The 18,447-nt window shown below is 56.5% G+C and carries 14 protein-coding genes; 8 read left to right on the forward strand and 6 right to left on the reverse strand.

Annotated elements, in window-relative coordinates; translation table 11 throughout:
• Window positions 1–1,030 precede the first annotated feature (1,030 nt).
• From VMU57_RS16010 to VMU57_RS16030, 5 genes are all read left to right on the forward strand, one after another.
• The gene (locus VMU57_RS16010; RefSeq protein ID WP_325385195.1) at window positions 1,031–2,896 is read left to right on the forward strand and encodes a CRTAC1 family protein; all 1,866 of its coding nucleotides are present in this window, start codon (window positions 1,031–1,033) and stop codon (window positions 2,894–2,896) included.
• A 99-nt stretch (window positions 2,897–2,995) separates the two neighbouring features.
• Window positions 2,996–5,179 (forward strand): tetratricopeptide repeat protein, encoded by a 2,184-nt coding sequence (locus VMU57_RS16015; RefSeq protein ID WP_325385197.1) that lies wholly within the window; start codon window positions 2,996–2,998, stop codon window positions 5,177–5,179.
• A gap of 13 nt (window positions 5,180–5,192) precedes the next feature.
• The gene (locus VMU57_RS16020; protein WP_325385199.1) at window positions 5,193–5,684 is read left to right on the forward strand and encodes a hypothetical protein; all 492 of its coding nucleotides are present in this window, start codon (window positions 5,193–5,195) and stop codon (window positions 5,682–5,684) included.
• Window positions 5,685–5,719: 35 nt separating this feature from the next.
• Entirely contained in the window at window positions 5,720–6,085 is a 366-nt protein-coding gene (locus tag VMU57_RS16025) for a cupredoxin domain-containing protein (protein ID WP_325385201.1), read from the forward strand.
• Between the two features lie 163 nt (window positions 6,086–6,248).
• Window positions 6,249–6,473 (forward strand): hypothetical protein, encoded by a 225-nt coding sequence (locus VMU57_RS16030; protein WP_325385203.1) that lies wholly within the window; start codon window positions 6,249–6,251, stop codon window positions 6,471–6,473.
• 240 nt (window positions 6,474–6,713) lie between these two features.
• On the opposite strand, the gene VMU57_RS16035 is transcribed toward VMU57_RS16030, so the two are convergent.
• The 3 genes from VMU57_RS16035 to VMU57_RS16045 all read right to left on the reverse strand — a co-directional run bounded on the left by VMU57_RS16035 (window position 6,714) and on the right by VMU57_RS16045 (window position 10,206).
• Window positions 6,714–7,178 (reverse strand): DUF4126 family protein, encoded by a 465-nt coding sequence (locus VMU57_RS16035; protein ID WP_325385205.1) that lies wholly within the window; start codon window positions 7,176–7,178, stop codon window positions 6,714–6,716.
• 129 nt (window positions 7,179–7,307) lie between these two features.
• A complete protein-coding gene (locus tag VMU57_RS16040; protein WP_325385207.1) occupies window positions 7,308–7,886 on the reverse strand; it encodes a TetR/AcrR family transcriptional regulator in 579 nt (192 codons plus the stop codon).
• Between the two features lie 202 nt (window positions 7,887–8,088).
• Window positions 8,089–10,206: a multicopper oxidase family protein gene (locus VMU57_RS16045; RefSeq protein ID WP_325385209.1), complete on the reverse strand. Its 2,118-nt coding sequence runs from the start codon at window positions 10,204–10,206 to the stop codon at window positions 8,089–8,091.
• 755 nt (window positions 10,207–10,961) lie between these two features.
• Here VMU57_RS16045 and VMU57_RS16050 point away from each other — a divergent pair.
• On the forward strand, window positions 10,962–12,608 hold the full coding sequence (locus tag VMU57_RS16050) for a tyrosinase family protein (protein WP_325385211.1): 1,647 nt from the start codon (window positions 10,962–10,964) through the stop codon (window positions 12,606–12,608).
• An 8-nt stretch (window positions 12,609–12,616) separates the two neighbouring features.
• Window positions 12,617–13,060: a hypothetical protein gene (locus tag VMU57_RS16055; RefSeq protein ID WP_325385213.1), complete on the forward strand. Its 444-nt coding sequence runs from the start codon at window positions 12,617–12,619 to the stop codon at window positions 13,058–13,060.
• Here the strand turns inward: VMU57_RS16055 and VMU57_RS16060 are convergent.
• The gene (locus VMU57_RS16060) at window positions 13,057–13,290 is read right to left on the reverse strand and encodes a hypothetical protein (RefSeq protein WP_325385215.1); all 234 of its coding nucleotides are present in this window, start codon (window positions 13,288–13,290) and stop codon (window positions 13,057–13,059) included. The genes VMU57_RS16055 and VMU57_RS16060 overlap by 4 nt on opposite strands.
• Window positions 13,291–13,378: 88 nt before the next feature.
• Here VMU57_RS16060 and VMU57_RS16065 point away from each other — a divergent pair, with 88 nt between their 5' ends.
• Entirely contained in the window at window positions 13,379–15,223 is a 1,845-nt protein-coding gene (locus tag VMU57_RS16065) for an alpha-glucosidase (protein ID WP_325385217.1), read from the forward strand.
• 65 nt (window positions 15,224–15,288) lie between these two features.
• Here the strand turns inward: VMU57_RS16065 and VMU57_RS16070 are convergent, their stop codons facing one another.
• Both VMU57_RS16070 and VMU57_RS16075 read right to left on the reverse strand, forming a co-directional pair.
• On the reverse strand, window positions 15,289–16,941 hold the full coding sequence (locus tag VMU57_RS16070; protein WP_325385219.1) for an alpha-N-arabinofuranosidase: 1,653 nt from the start codon (window positions 16,939–16,941) through the stop codon (window positions 15,289–15,291).
• Between the two features lie 54 nt (window positions 16,942–16,995).
• Window positions 16,996–18,366 (reverse strand): sugar porter family MFS transporter, encoded by a 1,371-nt coding sequence (locus tag VMU57_RS16075; RefSeq protein WP_325385221.1) that lies wholly within the window; start codon window positions 18,364–18,366, stop codon window positions 16,996–16,998.
• Between the last annotated feature and the right edge of the window lie 81 nt (window positions 18,367–18,447).

The raw sequence follows: 18,447 nt of genomic DNA on the forward strand, positions 1-18,447 counted from the left end.
ATGGTCCTGCGAATGGTTCTGAGAGTTCCCTTGTGCGTTGAGTCTTGCCGGTGATCCTGCTGCTACAGCCAGGATCAAGATCGGAGCGATAAGCAGATATTTAACTTCAGTCATATGTCGACCTCCGTGGCTATTAAGTACAGACCCCGGTAGCCGTCCAAATAAATAATGGGAGAAAGGATAATAAATACTCAGCAAACAGCTCAGCGGTCGCACGACGGCCGCGTTCGGGTAGGATCGGTTTCGGGAAGCGCCCATCCCGCCTGGATTTCTTCTCGCTCGACGCCAAATCGTACTACTTTCCCGCTACCCGCGAAGCGGGTTTAGTGCAAATCGCCGAGTCACTCCTTGACTGCGGCGAAGGGGCCGAAGTCAGGGCTATGGGAAGATCACGGTCTATCCGTTATTACTAGTTGATTAATATCAACGCATGCCTTGGTGTGGATGATACTTTGCATCGTTTCAGCCTGCCCGTGGCTGGATTCAGTTGCGCTGGGCGTTGTATCCCACGGCGGCATTGGATTGAAACCGGGTGACAGAATTCATTGCACACGGTAGTGTCGGTCGGCTTATGGCGTATGAAGCGTGTTTCGGCCAACTTATGGTCTCAAAAGCTGTTTGCTGTGCCAAAGAGCGGTATTCATTACAAAGGAGTTGTGTTGGCCGCCTTATGGTATCAATTGGCCAGGATTTGAGTTATTTTTCAGGCGTTTTTTCGTCTTGAAGAAACTTAGTATTGCGTCCAAATAAAACTGCTGTGGACTAGAATGAACTTTCTCGAAGTTCGGCGAAAGACGATGCTCGTTTCAAATTGAGGCGACAACGCATCCGGTATCCATCTGAAGCATGACCTGTCGATCCATCATTTGTATGTCATCCGATTGAGGGAAGACATGCGAACCAAATCTCACGATAATCAGGTCGTCAGTCGTCATCGACTCACTACATTTTTGAGGAAAGTCAGGGTATTCTCATCGACATTCTGTCCAAGGGCTTTTGGGGTTGTGTGCTGTTCGTCCTGATGGCGTGGATGCCATCGACGGCAAAGGCGCAGGCAACGGAACAGGCGATTCAGGCACCAGCACAGGATGCCGGAATCCCTCGCGCGCGCCAGGGAGGGTCGGCTACAGGCGGCCAGTTCGCCCCGATCCTCGATTCCGAAAAGCGGCCGATCACGGAGGGCGGCTTCGTCAAGACAGGGCCGATTGTCTTTGAGGACATTTCAAAAAAGGCAGGCATTAGCGGATGGCACCACAAGATGGGAACCCCGGAGAAGCCGTTCATCCTGGAGACGATTGGTTCGGGCGTGGCACTGCTCGATTACGACAACGACGGCTGGCTGGATATCTACCTGGTGAATGGCTCGACCTACGATGCTCTGGATGGAAAGGCCGAACCTCCCCACGCCGCTCTTTTTCACAACAACCATGACGGCACGTTTACCGATGTCGCCGCCAAGGCAGGCGTGACCAACGACCGCTGGGGCTTCGGGGTTGCGATTGGAGACTACGACAACGATGGCTGGCCCGATATCTATGTCTCAAACTATGGGGAAAACCGTTTGTACCATAACAACCACGACGGTACGTTCACGGACGAAGGCCAGAAGGCCGGTGTGACGCTCGGCAACTGGTCTACAGGAGCAAGCTTCGGAGACTACGACGGCGACGGCCTCCTGGATCTTTTTGTTCCCGGCTATATCCACTGGGATACAAAGCATTCCCTGGCCGAGGGCAATGCTAGTGCAGGCAATGGCTTTTGCGAATTTCGCGGAGTCCATGTCATGTGCGGCCCGCGCGGCCTTCCCGGCGAGTCGGACCATCTATTCCATAACAATGGCGATGGGACTTTTACCGATGTAAGCGACAAGGCGGGAGTCAGCGACAAGAACGGAAATTATGGATTCTCTTCTACGTTCGTCGATGTCAACAACGATGGAAAAGTAGATCTGATCGTCGCCAATGATTCAACGCCGAACTATCTCTACCTCAACAAGGGTGATGGGACATTCGACGATGCAAGCTTCTACTCGGGCTTCGCGTTGAATCAGGAAGCTCGGGAGACGGCATCCATGGGACTGGCCGTGGGCGACTATCGCAACAACGGCCTGGTCGATATCTACACCACTACATTTTCCGATGACTACAACACGCTCTTTCGCAACGAAGGCGATGGGAACTTCTCAGAGATTACTGCAGGCGCGGGCATCGCCAGAATCACGTATCCATTTCTCGATTGGGGTACAGAGTTTATCGATTACGACAACGATGGATGGAAAGACATTATGACTGTCGGTGGTCATGTTTATCCGCAGGCAGATCATCATGACTGGGGCACATCCTTCGCGCAGCGGCCTTTGCTGTTTCACAACATTGAACAGGGCAAGAAATTCGAAGCTGTTCCCGCAGTCGAAGGCACCGGCCTTGCCGACGTCATTCCTGGCCGTGGAGCAGCTTTTGGCGATCTGTTCAACGATGGAAAAATTGATGTCGTCATCAATTGCATAGACCATACGCCGGTGCTGCTTCGCAATGTCAATGCCGATACTCACGCATGGGTAGGCATTAAACTCATCGGCGGCCCGAAGAGCCCACGCGATGCGGTAGGAAGCAGCGTATATCTCACTGCGGGAGGCATCCGGCAACGCGGCGATGTGATGAGCGGCGGAAGCTTTGAGTCGTCCAACGACCAACGGCTTCATTTTGGTTTAGGCCAGGCGACTACGGTGGACTCCGTTGAGATCCATTGGGCAAACGGCCCGGTAGAGCACGTCAATCTTCCAAGCGTGAACCGCTATTTTGTGATCGAAGAGGGCAAGGGCCTCGTACCCAGCGTCTATGACGCTATCGCAAAAGGCGAGGCAGCAACGCAGGAGGTTCCTCATGCAGCGAACTGACATTGCATTTTATTCGGCTTCGTAGCGGGAGATGCCCATGCGCTATCCCGATTTACAAACAGGAATGAATCGACTATGAAGACGGCAAGGATATTAGGAATGATGGTTGCCTGTGGCGCTGCGATCAGCCTGTATTCGTTCTCGGTCTTTGTTAAGACTGGCCGGGCGCAGGAAAGCCAGCGAAAGGAATATTCCAATAAGGTCAGCGCCACCTATAACTATCGGTTTGGTAAGGAACTTCCCTTTGCTCCAGGAAATCCAGAAATCCAAGGCGGCGATTTTATTCAGCCGGGAGCTTTTCCAGACGCTACTTACTGCGCTCATTGCCACCAGGAGGCATACCACCAGTGGCGTCAGGCACTCCATTCCAACTCTTTTCGTGAGCCGTTTTATCGGACCAGCGTGAATCTCCTGATTAAGACCAAGGGCATTGAATACTCGCGCCACTGCGATAGCTGCCACAATCCCATTAGCGTGCTGAGCGGCGGTCTTACTCAGAATTCGCAGGTAGACCGCAAGTTCGACCAGAATGGCGTGACTTGTACCGTTTGCCACTCGATCCAGGCGCTTCGCTCAACCAGCGGCAATGGCGGGTATGTCATGGGCGTTCCATCCGTGATGGTCGATGAAAAAGGAAATCGCATTCCCGGCGAAGTTCCCTACGAAGAGATCATGAATCATACTGACCGCCATGCGCGGGCGGTGATGCAGGACTTCTATCGGACGCCGGAGTTCTGCGCTTCATGCCACAAGGCAAATCTTCCGGGAAGCCTCAACGACTTCAAGTTCATCAGCGCCTTCACCACCTTCGACGAATGGCAGAACTCGAAGTTCTCGCATCGCAATCCACTTACTTTTTATTCCGGAGATTTTAAAACCTGCCAGAGCTGCCACATGATGCGGGCTCCCATTACGCTGCCGGATTACGGCGCGAAGCATGGCACCTTCGCTTCGCATAGCTGGGCCGCGGGTAATACGGCAGCGCCCTTCTACTATGGCTTCGACGAGCAGTTGGAGAAGACGGTCAGGTTTCTTCAGAGCGGGAACTATCTTAATGTAGATATTTTTGGGCTGAAAAAAACGGGCACGCAGAATCTCATCGGCCCACTGGGTTCTGTCCCTTTCAGCATCGAGCCTAACGATGTTCTTGAGGCCTACGTCGTTATCCAGAATAAAAATATTGGCCACTCGCTGATTCCCGAGGTGAGAGACCTCTATGAGGCGTGGGTCGAATTTGTTGTAAAAGATGCAAGCGGCAAGGATATTTATCACAGCGGATTTCTCAAGCCGGACGGCGCGCTGGATGAGCGGGCGCATAGCTTCACGAACAGGCCGGTCGATAAGAGCGGCGAATTCGTCGATAACCACCAAGTGCAGACCATTCATTCGGTTGCGTATGACAACACCGTTCAGTCAGGAAGATCGACTATTGTCCGGTACCAGTTCCGTGTTCCTTCCGACGTGAAAGGTTCCATCACTCTCACTGCGAAGGTGAATTACCGCCATTTGCGGCAAAGCTATTTGAACAATGTATTAGGCAAAGATCATCCGGCCTATCCGGTCGTGCAACTTGCGGCGCGCAGTAGGACGCTGAACATCGGCGAGAACCAGCCAGGCAAGCCGGATCCGGGCGATAACCCCGACTGGATGCGGTGGAACAATCTGGGTATCGGCTATCTCGATGCGCTGCAATACTCCGATGCGGTCCAGGCCTTTGAGAAGGTCGTCAAACTAAGGCCCGATTATGCCGATGCGTATACCAATATTGCCGTGACCGAGATCCCATGGGAGAAGTATGGATCTGCCTGGGACAGCATTCAAAAAGCATTGGCCCTCAGTCCGCACAACGCTCGTGCGCTTTACTATGCAGCGTTGCTGGAGCGAAGAGCGGCGCATCCGAAGGAAGAATTAAATGACCTGCTCGAAGTAGTAAGCCAATATCCTCAATCGCGCGATGCAAGGCGCGACCTGGGTATTACTTACTATCGGCAGGGAAACTATCACGAAGCCATCGTGCAGTTTGAAGCTTTGCAGGCGCTCGATCCGGACGATCTTGCGGCGCACTACAACCTTTCGATTCTTTACCATCGGATGGGCATGATCAAGCAGGCCAAGGAGCAGCAGGCGCTGTTTGTGACCGAAAAGGTCAACTCCAATGCGCGGACTTACTCCCTTGGATATCTGCGCAGGCATCCTGAGATATCCACTGAAAGCATCCCATGGCATCTGCACACGGACCTTCCCGCCAGTGCTGAGAACCTCGTCCAGACGGCGCAGAAATAGCAGGAGAAATAGATTGAAACTACACCTTCTCGTCAGGCTTTTATTGCTGGGAATCATCATGGCTCCTGCGATGAGCCATGCAGAGATATCCTGTCCCTGGTTGAACCGCGCTACGGCTGCCGGTGTACTGGGCGGTCCGGCAAGCCTGAAGGTGCAGAGCACAGCGGCTGAAGATATATGCCTGTTTCAATACCAGAAAGGAACCACGTCGTACGATCTCCAAATCGTAGTCGATGATATCGATCTTCCCGCAAGAGGCGCGACGCCTGCTCCCTCTCGCTGCTCGTCCCAGGCAATCCCTCTTAAAGGAATTGGAAACGAAGCGACAATGTGCGGTGTTGATTTCAGCTCTTTCCATGGCGAGCGTGTGGCGGGCCGTGTTCGCGATAGGGAGTTCGTGATTCGACTTGGCTCCAGCGTTAAGAAGGACCCGGCGATGACTAATGAAATGCTGCAACTGAAAGCAAGAGGCGTTGCGGAACAAGTGGCTGGCTCTTTGTTCTAAGTGTATTTATTGAGTCGTAAGGAATGGACTATGTCATGAATTTCATCAAAGGTGCGTCAACGACCGCGGCACTTCTTGTCATGGGCTCGCTCTCCTGCTTCGCCCGTCCAATCATTGACGCAAAGGTTCCGGTCATCGCGGTCCATGCTCGGCGCTATGAGTTTAAGCCATCGAATATCACGTTGAAAGAAGGACAGCAGGTTAAGCTGCTATTTATTTCGGATGACGTTACTCATAGCCTGGCCGTAAAAGGACTCGGACTTGAGGTAAACATCAAGAAAAATCATTCGAGCGAAGTGTTTCTAACTCCTTCCAAAGTCGGGAATTTTGTAGGAGAGTGCTCCATCTATTGTGGGGCTGGCCATGACAGGATGAGGATAGTCTTCCATGTTACGAAATAAACAAGCATGAAGCCTCACTCCACATCAGCGCTCATCCAATGCATTCTCTTCGTGGTGATAGGAGGAACAAATGTTTAGAGACGGCCTGCCTCATTCCGATGCGTCGATGTTCAGGGCCCAACTGATCTGGATATCCGGGCCTCGGTGCGACCCAACGATACGAATGCTGCTGGTCGTTAAAGGCGGCGATGGGTCTGTGTACGAAGTCACGGCATCATGGTCCAAATGCCGTGCCTGGCTAAGCAGCTTCTTAGTCGCTCCCGCTCCGGACCTAACGTTGGATAAGCTCAAACATTTTCTGGTGCGAAATAAATATGCCGCCCTTTCCAATCTGATCATTCGCCTCGATGACCTGGACCTTTATGGGCTACAGCGTGTGGATGAATAGTAAGTTGTGATCTCACTGCGGGGCGCTCGATCTTCGTCATGGTAAAACTTCGGATTGGACCTCAATCCTCTCTATAAGCCACTCGCGTGCCGTGTCCTCGGCTCCAAATGAGACGAAGGGAAGATCATTGCAACAGGTCCAATCGAAGTTCGGCAGTGACTAATCCATCGCGTCCGCATTGCTCGCTGCTACCGTTGTCCTGATCCAGAGGACAGCCAGCGCTGGATCAAAGCATTTGCGTTAGCGAAGCGTCACGATGGCCACGAAGGCCAGGGCGATGGCGATAACGTCCTCGAGCAGAGCGGCGGGCAGATCGCGCCCAAACAGCTTTGCCGCGAAGGCCCTGGCCCTGGCACCGGCAAGTGTTCCGACGACGCTGCCGACGACTCCGCACAGGATGCCCATCGCAAGATGTCCATGCGAGAGCCCGATGGCTGTTCCAATGAACGCTCCCATCACGATCCGCGCGCCGAACTGCGGAGGAACCAGGCGGCTGGCAGTTTTGGGGAGCTTGTCGTTGATCATCTCCCCGATAGCGAGGAGGCTGGTGATGTACGGCGTTACGCGGTTGCCCAGGAAAGAAAGCCAGGTCCCCTGAAGGGGTAGTAGTTGGCTGCCGGCGGCCCAGCTCACGGCGGCAAGACCAATCATGGCGCGCAGACCGCAGGCAACACCTAACACGAAAGCAGAGATCAGGACGGACATATCATTCTCCTAAGAACGGCGACTTCGTGAGTCGCCAGGGTGGGGGGCAAAAGGCCGTTGCGGTTACTGTCTACTAAAAGGTAGACACGGTGGGCATCCACCATCGAAGGTGGGGCTGATTCCAAGACTTCAGTTTGAGGGCCGGAGACGTTCCAGAGCGTTCTTCGTGATCGAGGTGAAGATCTCCGTGGAGCCCAGTGCCCGTGCGGAGATCATTGCTCCGTGCACCTGCGCGACAAAGCTCTGCGTCTCAACTTCCGCGCTGGAGTGCAAATGGATGCTCCCGCTGGCGGCTCCTTCTTTCAGGGTGGCTTTCACCCAGGAGAGGAGATACTTGAAGTGCAATTGTACTTCTGCCTGAATCTCCTCGGGCAGCGCCGGAAGCTCGGCGCTCAGCAGGGCCGCGATACAGATTGGGCGGTGGTTGCTCTTGACACACTCTGCCCAATAGCGGACATACAGCCTGAGGCGTTGAAGCGGGTCGGCAACGTTGTTGTTGAGTCCGCCAGCCGCTTCGGCAAGCCTTGCTCGATATTCCTTCAGGGTCGCAACGACGAGATCAACCTTGGAGGGAAAGTGGTGATGGATGCTTGCCTTGCGGATACCGACCACCTCGGCAATGTCCGCATAACTAAAGCCGAAGTAGCCTCTCTCGGCGATCAGGTCGTGGGCCGACTCGCGAATTCGAATTGCGGTATCGTTGTCCATGTAATAGTAGACTACCTACTAGTAGGTCTAGATGCAAATCTTTCTATTTATTTTTTTTTGGGGCACCCCAGTGATTTCGTTCCTGCGATTACCGCGGGGTCGATGCCGCCTGGCGCCTGCGCCATGACACTCGCTCCTGGTTTCCCTGCCGGTGGAGTTGACGGTTTCCCGCACCGTCAACACCACTGGCAAGGAGCTGGGGTTATTTGGAGATGTTGTCCATGGATTGCATGTGTTTCATGGACGGCATGCCAATGCCATCGCCGGGAGCGCCGAGGTCGGGGACGACTTCGACATTGGTCATCATGCCGCCGTCCTCGTGGTCGAGGATGTGGCAGTGGATGACGAACTCGCCGATGTAGCGGACGTAGGTGGTTCGCATTTTAACCACGTAGTCGTTCTGGACGAAGATGGTGTCTTTGAAGGTGTGCCAGAGGCCGCAGTACTGGTTTTGCAAGCCGAGCTTGTCGGGCTGCGCCAGGCAGTTGCCATGGGCGTCGTAGATGCTCTTGCCCTTGTAGGTGACGTCCATGATCTCGAAGGGGTTGACGTGGATGTGAAAGATGTGGGGCTCGCCGTAGGAGGTGAGCTGCCAGTCCTCGGTCTTGCCGACCTGAAGTTTGAAGTCGATGCGGTTGGGGTCGTACTCCTTGGAGTTGATCCAGAAGCCGAATGGCCCCTTGGGCTTGGTTTGTTTCGCGGGCGGCTCGGGGAGATCGCCGATGTAGAAGCTGACGCTGTGGGGATTGGCCGAGTTGGAGGCGGGGCCTTCCTCGGGCATGCCGCGCCACGGGGTGAGATCGCCATGGACCAGACCTCGGCGGGCGTTGAGGGGCAGGTTCGGATTGTTCCTAACGAGCGAGGCGTTGACGTACTGGGTAAGGCTGCTGAGGGGAACGGGGGTGCCGCCTTTGACGATGACGGTCGCCAGCAACTGGGTCTCGTTGGGGCCCTGACCGCCGCCGTTGGGATTGACGGTGGGGCGCTCGGCAGGCGTGGCGGCCTGGTTCAGAACGCAGTAGGTTCCGGGATGCGGGAAGGCGACCAGGACGTCGCTGCGATAGCCGGGCTGCAGGAAATTGGTTCCAATACCGCCACTGACGCTCTTGAGATTCACGCCGATAGGATGGATCGCGGTGCGGGTGAGGCCGTCGGCGGCGATCTCAAATTGGGGAACGAGAGCGACGGGACGGGTGGAGTTGGGTTCGGTGACGGGGCAGATCTGGGCGATGAGTTTGGCCTGCTCGGTGGGAGTTCCGGTGAGGATGCCGGCGAGTTCTTTTTGGGCATTGGGGCCGCTGGCGACCATGGGCACGATCTGCACATTCACGGTGTCGTGGATGCCGGCGTGGATCATGCGCCAACGCTGAATCTCTCCCGCCGCGACGTTGGTAATGGCCGGTTGCACCACGCCGTTGACGCTGGTGAAGCGACCGTTGAAGTCCCACACGGTGGCGGAGGAGAGTTGCTGGTCGAAGTTTTCAACGACGCCGGTCTTTCCTGGAGGGCACACCCAGGTCTTGCCGTCAGGGGCGGTGATGATGTGCTGGAAGGTCCCGGGATCGCTGAAGCAGGCGTAGGGAATCTGCTGGAAGAGGAGCACCTGCTCGGTGAAGGGCTTGCCGGAGGCGTCGTGCAGAATGGTGTCGATGTCGCCGGGGCCGTAGCCGGTGTAGGGGCGGTTGCCGCGCACGATGAGCACGCCGGAGGCTCCGCTGGCGACCTGCAACGCCGTCGAACCGTGACGGTGCGCGTGATACCAGAAGGTGCCCGAGGGATGATCGATCGGGATGTTTACTTCGTACTCAAATTTCGTTTTGGGAGCGATGTTTAACAAGACGTTGTCGCTGTTGCCGGACGGCGAGACATGCAATCCGTGGAAGTGCATGTTGATGATGTTGAAGCAGGACGGGCCGCCGTCTGGACACTTCGGCGCGTTCGGTGTGGGGTTGTCGAGTTCGTTGTTGAGATGGACGCGGAGCGTGTTGCCGGGCTTGACCTCGATGAGCGGACCGGTCAGGCAACCGCCGTAAGAGCGAAGAAGGACATCGTCCATGACGCCGGTGCCGGGGTTGTAGATCTTGTTGTGGTGTTCGACGACGTTGAGATCGAGCGTGACAAGATTGCCTTCATGGCTGATGTCTCCCGAGGGATTGCAGCGTTGCGGGGGCGCGGCAAAGAGCATGGGCTTCGCGCCTGCCGGAGACTTCTCCTGCAACGTGGGGGGAGCGACGAAGGTCTGCGGCGCCGACTGGGCGAAGAGTGGTTGACACAACAATGCAGATAGAACTGCCAAAAGTTTAATGCAATTTTTGTTCATGGAATTTCTCTCCTATGGACCATGATGGTTGAGTTGTACGAAGGAATTTTTTGTTTGCCGATTGCGTTTGCCTTCGCTTCAGGAAGCCCGAGGTTCATCGGGAATTCAAATGCCGCGTCTATCCAAGGCGGTCACAACGAGGTTGTGCGCGGGAGGTGGGCGGCGACCGCAGGAGACATCGATGGGCCAGTGCCAGGATGGATTGCGATGGAGAAAAACCTGGCGCTGCAACGCGCAGCACGACGCAGGCATCTCGGGGTATCACCTTCATGGAAGCTCCTCGCCAATCGAAGATCTGTAACGGTTGAAAAGCTCAGGGGTGTTCAAACGTGAAGCAGTTTCGTGGGTCAGGATGCTGCAACATGCCAACTGTTTACCGAATAAACTTCGGCAAGTCAGCGTAAGGCAAAATCAGAGCTTTCTCCAGAAGCCCGAAGTATACATCCCGCGACGCATGAAAATATTAATCTTGATTGTCCTGTTGACATTGCTTCGGGACGCTCCCATAATTAGCTCGACCTTTCACCGGGCATACGTATCCGGGGATTTAGTCGTCTGTCGTCCACTTGCTTCTTCCGCTGAGTTGTACTGAGCTATGGTCTCTGGCAACCGATAATCCCCGTGCCTTCCTCCTGCGGAAGCCCACGGCAAACATTCCCCATCCACAACACGAACGGACCGCACCAGAGCTGCTTTCTGCGGAGTCTCATCCCTTTGCACGGCTCGGCTGCTCACCCGTTACAGGTGAAAGAATAATGAGCAACCCCCTTGGAAGTACTCGCCGCCATTTTTTGAAGTCCTCTCTTGCCACTGCCGGAGTTGCCGCCCTGCCGGGTGGCCTTGCGCTGGCGCAGTCGCCCGCAAAGTACCGCCGCTATAACGTCACCAGCCCCAATGGACAAAAGGCGCTGGCAAGCTATGCGAGGGGCGTGCAGGCGATGTTGAACCTGCCGCCGGACCATGCGCAGAACTGGTTTCGCAATGCGTTCATCCACCTGATGGACTGTCCGCACGGCAACTGGTGGTTTTATGTGTGGCACCGTGGCTACGTGGGCTACTTCGAGCAGACCATTCGCACCCTGAGCGGCGATCCTACCTTCGCGATGCCCTACTGGGACTGGACGCAGCTTCCGCAGATCCCTGACTCGATGTTCAACGGCGTGCTGACGCCGACCGATTCGGCATACACGCGCTACACCAAAGATATCGGTACGTTCACGGCGTTCATTCAGCCCTCGCTCAGGCGATACTGGGACCGTCTCAGCAGCGCCCAGCGCGTTCAGCTTAACGCGCGCGGCTACACGAGCTTCGATGTGATGTGGAACGATGTGACGGGCTACACCACGACCCCTCCTCCGCCGCATGTCGATCCTACGAATACGGCCTTCGCGCAGACTCCCATCGCGCGCTATCTCACGCGCCAGAACCCGAAGCTAAGCCCGCAGGTGACCTACAACGTTTCACCGTTCATGGTCTACGCCGGTCTGCTGCCGACTGATTTCTACGACCCGATCAATCAGATCAGCTTCAACAGCTCGATGACGAAGTCGCACAATTCTCCGCCGTCCGGCAGCAACGTCTTCGCCACTCTGGAGGGATTCCCGCACAACAGCGCGCACAACTACATCGGCGGCGTGGGGCCGATCCCCAACGGTCCGTGGGGCAATATGACCAACAACCTCTCGCCGGTGGACCCGATCTTCTTTCTGCACCACAGCAACATGGATCGGCTGTGGGATGTGTGGACGCGCAAGCAGCAGGCCCTCGGGCTGCCCTATCTGCCGAACGCGGCGGAATGGCCAACCTACGAGAAGGAGCCCTTTCTCTTTTATGTGAACAGCAGCGGCCAGCAGGTCGGCCCCAGCATCGCGAGAGAATTTATCTCTACCAGCCGCTTCGAGTACGACTATGAACCGGGCTTCGGCGAAGCGGTGGTCAGGCGTCCCAGCCGTGCCTTGAAGGCGAAGCATGCGGTGGCGACGGTAAAGGGGCTGATGAAGGGCAACATGGCGACGCTGACGCTCTCTGCGAGCGAGGTCAACGCTCATCTTGCCAGCGACGCTCCGGCGTCCCTGATCGCGCTGGTGACGGTGCCTCGGCCAACCGAGGCCTCGCCTCATCGCAACTTCGACGTGCTGGTGGGCGCGCCCACTGAGGCAACCGACGTGAACCCGGATAGTCCTTACTACGCGGGCACGATCTCCTTCTTTGGCAACATGATGCATATGCCAGGCATGTCCAGCGATGCGACCTACCTTGTTCCGCTGCCGCAGCGGAAGGAGGCATTTCCGAACCTGCTCTCGGCTGCTGCAGCCACCAAGGGGGTCGCGGTGACGATCCGGGTGGTGCCTTCGGGCGGCGGCGCGTCGGTGCTCAGGAATGCAACCGTGCGAGCGCTGTAAGCTAAGCCATGGTTGTTCTCGCCTCGACTGTCGTGCTCGCGTTGGTCGCTCTGCAAGCTGCGCCGTCGGCATTGGTATCGCCGCCGACGGCGCAGGCTCGAACACGGTCCCGGCAAATCGACGGCGCTCGCGAGACGACGCTCGCCCTGCCGCATACACTGCGAGAGGGCGAGACGGCGTGGCTGCTGGTGACGGTCGGCGCGATCGGCCGCGACCAGATCCAGATCATGACGCAGGATGGCCAGCCTCTGGGCACGATCTCTGCCTTTGGCATACGTTCCGGAAAAGCGGGCGGCACCTACACGGTTCCGGTGCCAGCCGAGGCTATCCGCGACGGAAGGCTTGGGCTGCGGCTATCGGTGATACAGTCGGGCCGCGCACCCAGAGCACCGACGGCAAAAGAGGTAAAGAGTTTGCGACTTTTGATCCGGCAGTTCAAAGACGGTCGCTAAGCCGCACCGCCTCCGATAGCAGCCAGATTGTCGTCTGTCGTCTTGTCGTACCAAATTGCATAAGAAAGCCATAGGAACGGCGAGCGGCGAACGCTTGAGAGCGGGGCTTCTCCAGATGTAGTTTTGGTGATTCGAGCAAAACGCAGATTCCCTTCGGGAATGAAAAACAAAGGAATGACAAACAAGGGAAGATACGCTTGAGCGGGTATAGCTTTAACGGATGTAGCCATACCATTTATCTTTGAGCTTGTTCCATTTACAGGGAACGCTGCCGCCGTTGAACTTATCGTTCTCGTCGGTCTCTATGGAGGCAATTCGATGAACCCGAGATCCTTATCCGTACCGTGCACCGGGCGACAGCTTTGGAGATCAGCCGCGCTCTCGGCGGCAGTGCTGGCCCTGTTCCTGTCACCTTCGATCTTTGGCGTTCCCTCGGCAACAGCGGAGGTGCAAGCCCCTGTAGCCTCTCGTTCGGCTGCGCCGTGGTGGAAGCAGGCAGTGGTGTATGAGATCTACCCTCGCTCGTTCCAGGACTCCAATGGCGACGGCATCGGCGACTTGAACGGCATCACCTCTCGCCTGGGATACCTGCAGGGGCTGGGCGTGGATGCGATCTGGATTGCCCCGATGTATCCATCGCCGCAAGTGGACTTCGGTTACGACATCTCCAACTACGAGGCCGTCGATCCGCAGTACGGGACGCTTGCGGATATGGACCGCCTCATTGCGGAAGGGAAGAAACTTCATGTGCGCATCGTCCTCGACATGGTGCTCAATCACACCTCCGACAAGCACCAGTGGTTCATCGAAGCATCCAGCTCTCGAACCGATCCGAAGCACGATTGGTATGTATGGAACGATGGCATAGCGGCCGACGCACCCGGTGTGACTGACTATCAAAAGCGCTTTGAGCACGACGGCCGAGTCCCGCCCAACAACTGGGTCTCCGGCTTTGGGGGCTCTGCCTGGGAGTGGGTTCCGGCGGTGCATCAGTTCTACTACCACGAGTTCTACAAGCAGCAGCCCGACTTGAACTGGCGGAATCCAGCCGTGGAGAAGGCGATGTTCGGCGCCATGCAGTTCTGGCTGGACCGGGGCGTTGCCGGTTTTCGACTGGATGCCATCCCTAACCTCTTTGAAGATCCGCTGCTACACAACAACCCCGAGCTTGGCGGAATTAATGCTCAGGGCGATCCGAACGTCGGCGACACCTACACCAACAATCTTCCCGAAGTTCACGATGTCATCCGGCGCATGAGGGCGATGGTTGCAAAATATCCTGGCGACCGCGTGCTGATTGGCGAGACGTATCTGCCCAACACGGCAGAGCTCGATAAGTGGTACGGAGGAGCGGCCCACAACGAGCTTCAACTGCCCATGGACATGCTCATCGGCTTCCATGGCGATCACGACAAGCTCGATGCAGACAGCTTCCGTCAGCACATCGAGGAGGTGCAAACGCTGGTTCACGGTTCTCAGCCGCTCATCGTGTTCGATAACCACGACAATGTCCGCGCCATCGATCGTTATGGAGACGGCGTCCATGACGACCTCATCAACAAGACCCTTGCCACCACGCTCTTCACCACCAAGGCGACTGCACTGATGTACTACGGCGAGGAGTTGGGCATGCACACGACAACCCCTACGCGTCGGGAAGACGTCCGCGATCCGATCGGGATAACCGGATGGCCGAAGCAAAAGGGCCGCGACGGCGAACGCACACCGATGCAGTGGACTGCCGGTCCGCAGGCTGGCTTTAGTACCAATCCCCAGACGTGGCTCCCCATTCCGCCCAGCTACAAGACCGTCAACGTCGCGGTCGAGTCCAGGGACCCGAACTCGGAGCTCAACTGGTTCAAGCAGCTGAGCGCGTTGCGCCGTGATCTCCCCGCCCTGCAGAGCGGCGCGATGACCATGTTGGATACTGACAACCACAGTGTTCTCGCTTATGTGCGCTCAACCGGTTCGGGAGCGTCCGTTGTAGTGGCGATGAACTTCACTGCTACGCCTCAAACGGTCACATTGAACCTGTCGGGCACGGGCATCACCGCTCACAGCGTCAAGACGCTCGCAGCCGATGACGATTCGCTCAAGACAGTCACTACACTCGACAACATCACGCTGCCGCCTTTCGCCAGCTGGGTGGGTAGTGTGCAGTAATCCTGCTTGCACTTCAGTTGCGGGCTAAAGGTGTTTTATAGGCGCGGAAGATCCAGGCCGGTTCTCTATCCGAGAGTCACGGTTAACTTGGTAACGGATGCAGGGGGAAGGGTGACGCTCAACTGTTCCCCGTTGATTGCGACTGCAAGATTCGCGGTCGTCACGGCATTTGGCCGATCGAAGGTGTTGTGCGCGTGCATGTCAGCAGCCGCCAGCACGGTGCCGTCAGCACGAATAATCCTGGCTCCCCCCAGCGCGATCTGAGTCTCGGTTGCCTTCGACAGATCGGGATTGACGATGGTGAGCGTCACGACCTGGCCTTTTCGCGATGCCGAACCGTTCAATCCCCAGAATTGCGCCGACTTACCATCGCGCATGTAGCGCACGTCCGGCGCGGAGAACACCGTCCTGAGCGCTTCTCCGCCCTGGTGCGCGGCATACATTGCGAAGACGTGGAAGTTGGGCGTCGCGAAGAAGCGGTCTTCATGCGCAAGAAAAAGCGCGTTGAGATTGTTGATGAGCTGGGCGCAGGTTGCGATGCTCACCTTCTCCGAATGGCGATTGAAGATGTCGAGGGTCAGTGCGGTGGCCAGCGCATCCCGCATCGTTATCTGTTGGCCAAAGATATGGGTGGGATCCAACTCCGTGCCCTCGCGGTACCACGGCCCATACTCATCCACCACGAGCTTCACATGATGATCCGTGTCGTACTGTCCCATGGCCGTCCACTGGTCCTGAATGATCTGCTCGGTGAGATCGCACTGGCGCAATAGCTCATACCAGTCCACGGAATCGAACTGCAGAGCATCGCCTTTGCGATCCCCCTTGCTGATTCGGCCACGGCTCAGGTCCGACGCGTAGTGATGCACGGACCATCCGGTGAAGCTCCGATTGTGGTACGCGTGGTCAGAGTAGATCTGCTCGAAAAAGCGATGGGTCCAATCGATGTCATTGTCGTTCGGGCCGGACCCGATCAGTTGGAGATCGAGGCCGTAACCTGGAATCCAGGTGGTATAGCGGCGAAACTCTGAAGCATATTCCTCTGGAGTAAAATTTCCACCGCACCCCCAGCTCTCGTTTCCTATACCCCAATATCGAACGTTGAAGGGCTCTGGGAAGCCGCCGCTTGCACGCACGTCTGCCAGGGTCGTACTTCCGGCAGGAGAGTTGCAGTACTCCACCCAATGGTCGAGATCGAGTGCGGGAAGGCTCCGCAGGTTGGCCGCAAGATACGGTTGCGCCTGGGTCAGCCGACAAAACCGCATGAACTCGTCGGTGCCGAATTCATTGGGCTCGAAGATCTGAGGGCCCTTCTCATGCAGACGGATCGCGTCGTGATCTCCCTCCCAGAAATTCGTGCGCCGCGGCCGCTTCGATGCGGGACCGATGCCATCTTTCCAATCGTAACTATCGGCGAAGCAGCCTCCGGGCCAGCGAATGATCGGGACATGTATCTGCTTCATCTTGTCAATCAATTCCGAGCGGATGCCATATCGGTTGGGAATCTTCGACTTCTCTCCCACCCACACGCCGTCGTAAATCACTCCACCGATGTGCTCTGTGAATTGGCCGTAGATGTTCGGCGAAATTTCGCCTTTCGGCTCGTCGATCAAAATATCGATGTGAGCATCGGCGGACTTCGCCCATCCCTTTGCTCCCGAGAAGGCAAATGCCGCGCCTGTAATCGCTGAATTTCTGAGAAACTGCCTGCGTTCCATTTCAACTCCTGTCCTGGATCTAATTTGCGGTTCTATAGGGAGAGCAGCCCGCGCTCACCTGGTCTCGAGGCGGTATTGAAGTTCCTCGAGCGTGAATCCCTTGGTCTCGGGGAAAAGCCAAATGACAACGATCAATTGCAGCACCATCATCGAGGAGAAAAAGATGAATGGCGCGGCCGCGGTGTGGACGGCAACCACCGGGAAGAAGGTAGCGAGCGTTGCACACGTCAGCCAATGGGTAAAGCTGCCCAGGCTCTGACCCTTGGCGCGCACGGAATTCGGGAAGATCTCGCTGATATAAACCCAGATCACGGAACCTTGCGACACCGCGAAAAATGCGACGAAGCTCCCCAGCGGCCAAAGCAGAAGGTTCTGGTGTTTTCCTGTCAAAAAAAGAATACTGATCAGCGCGAGACTGATGAATGTTCCCACCGATCCAACGATGAGGAGCTTCTTCCGTCCTACCTTGTCGATAATGCACATCGCGACAACCGTGAAGATCAGATTGGTTGCGCCGATGGCGACCGCCTGCAAATCTCCCGATACCTTGGTGAATCCAGCCCTCGCGAAGATGTCATTCAGGTAGTAAAGGATAGGGTTGATCCCTGAAAATTGGTTGAAGAGCGCGATCATGATCGCCAGCATCACCGGGATACGGTAGCGCCGCGAAAAGAGCGGCTGACTTCCTGCTCTACGATCGCTGGCGAGCGATTCTTCAATCGCAGCGAGTTCCGATGTGGCTGCCGCCCCCGCGATTTGATTGAGCGCGCACTCCGCCTCCCTGATTCGTCCCTTGTCGACGAGCCAGCGAGGACTGCGTGGAATTCGAAACAGCATCACCAGGAACAGAAGCCCGGGAACGGCTGAGACCCCGAGTTTCCAGCGCCACTCCGTTGGGCCAAGATTGAAGGTGCCAATCACATAGTTCGAGAAGTATGCAACGAGAATGCCGAAGACGATGTTGAGTTGGAAAGACCCAACCATGCGGCCCCGCCACTGTGCCGGCGCAATTTCCGCAATGTACATCGGGCCCAGAACCGACGAGGCCCCAATCGCGATGCCGGCGATACAACGGAATGCAAGAAACGACACCCAATCCCAGGCGAAGGCGCATCCCAGCGCGGACACAATGAAAAGCAACGCCAGGACCCGCAAGCTGTCTCGACGGCCAAACCGATTGCCTGCATAACCGCCGCCGGCAGCTCCTACGATCGTTCCCCAGAGGGCGATCGCGACCGTGAATCCCAGGGAAGTCGGGGTAAGAGTAAATCTTGTGGTGAGCGCCCTGGTCACACCGGCGATCACGGCGGTATCGAAGCCAAAAAGAAGGCCGCCGAGAGACGCCGTCATGGCGCTGGCCACGACCATACGATTGAGAGGAACTTTTGCGGCGTTATAGGTCAGTACAGTATTTGCTGGTTGCAAGGAAGCCTCGTGGCTCGGAATGGACAGTCCGCAAACTATAGACTATAGATTATTGCCATGTCAAAGACTAAAAGGCGGTGG

Origin of the sequence: Edaphobacter sp. (assembly GCF_035532915.1) — a bacterium.
GTDB lineage: Bacteria > Acidobacteriota > Terriglobia > Terriglobales > Acidobacteriaceae > Edaphobacter.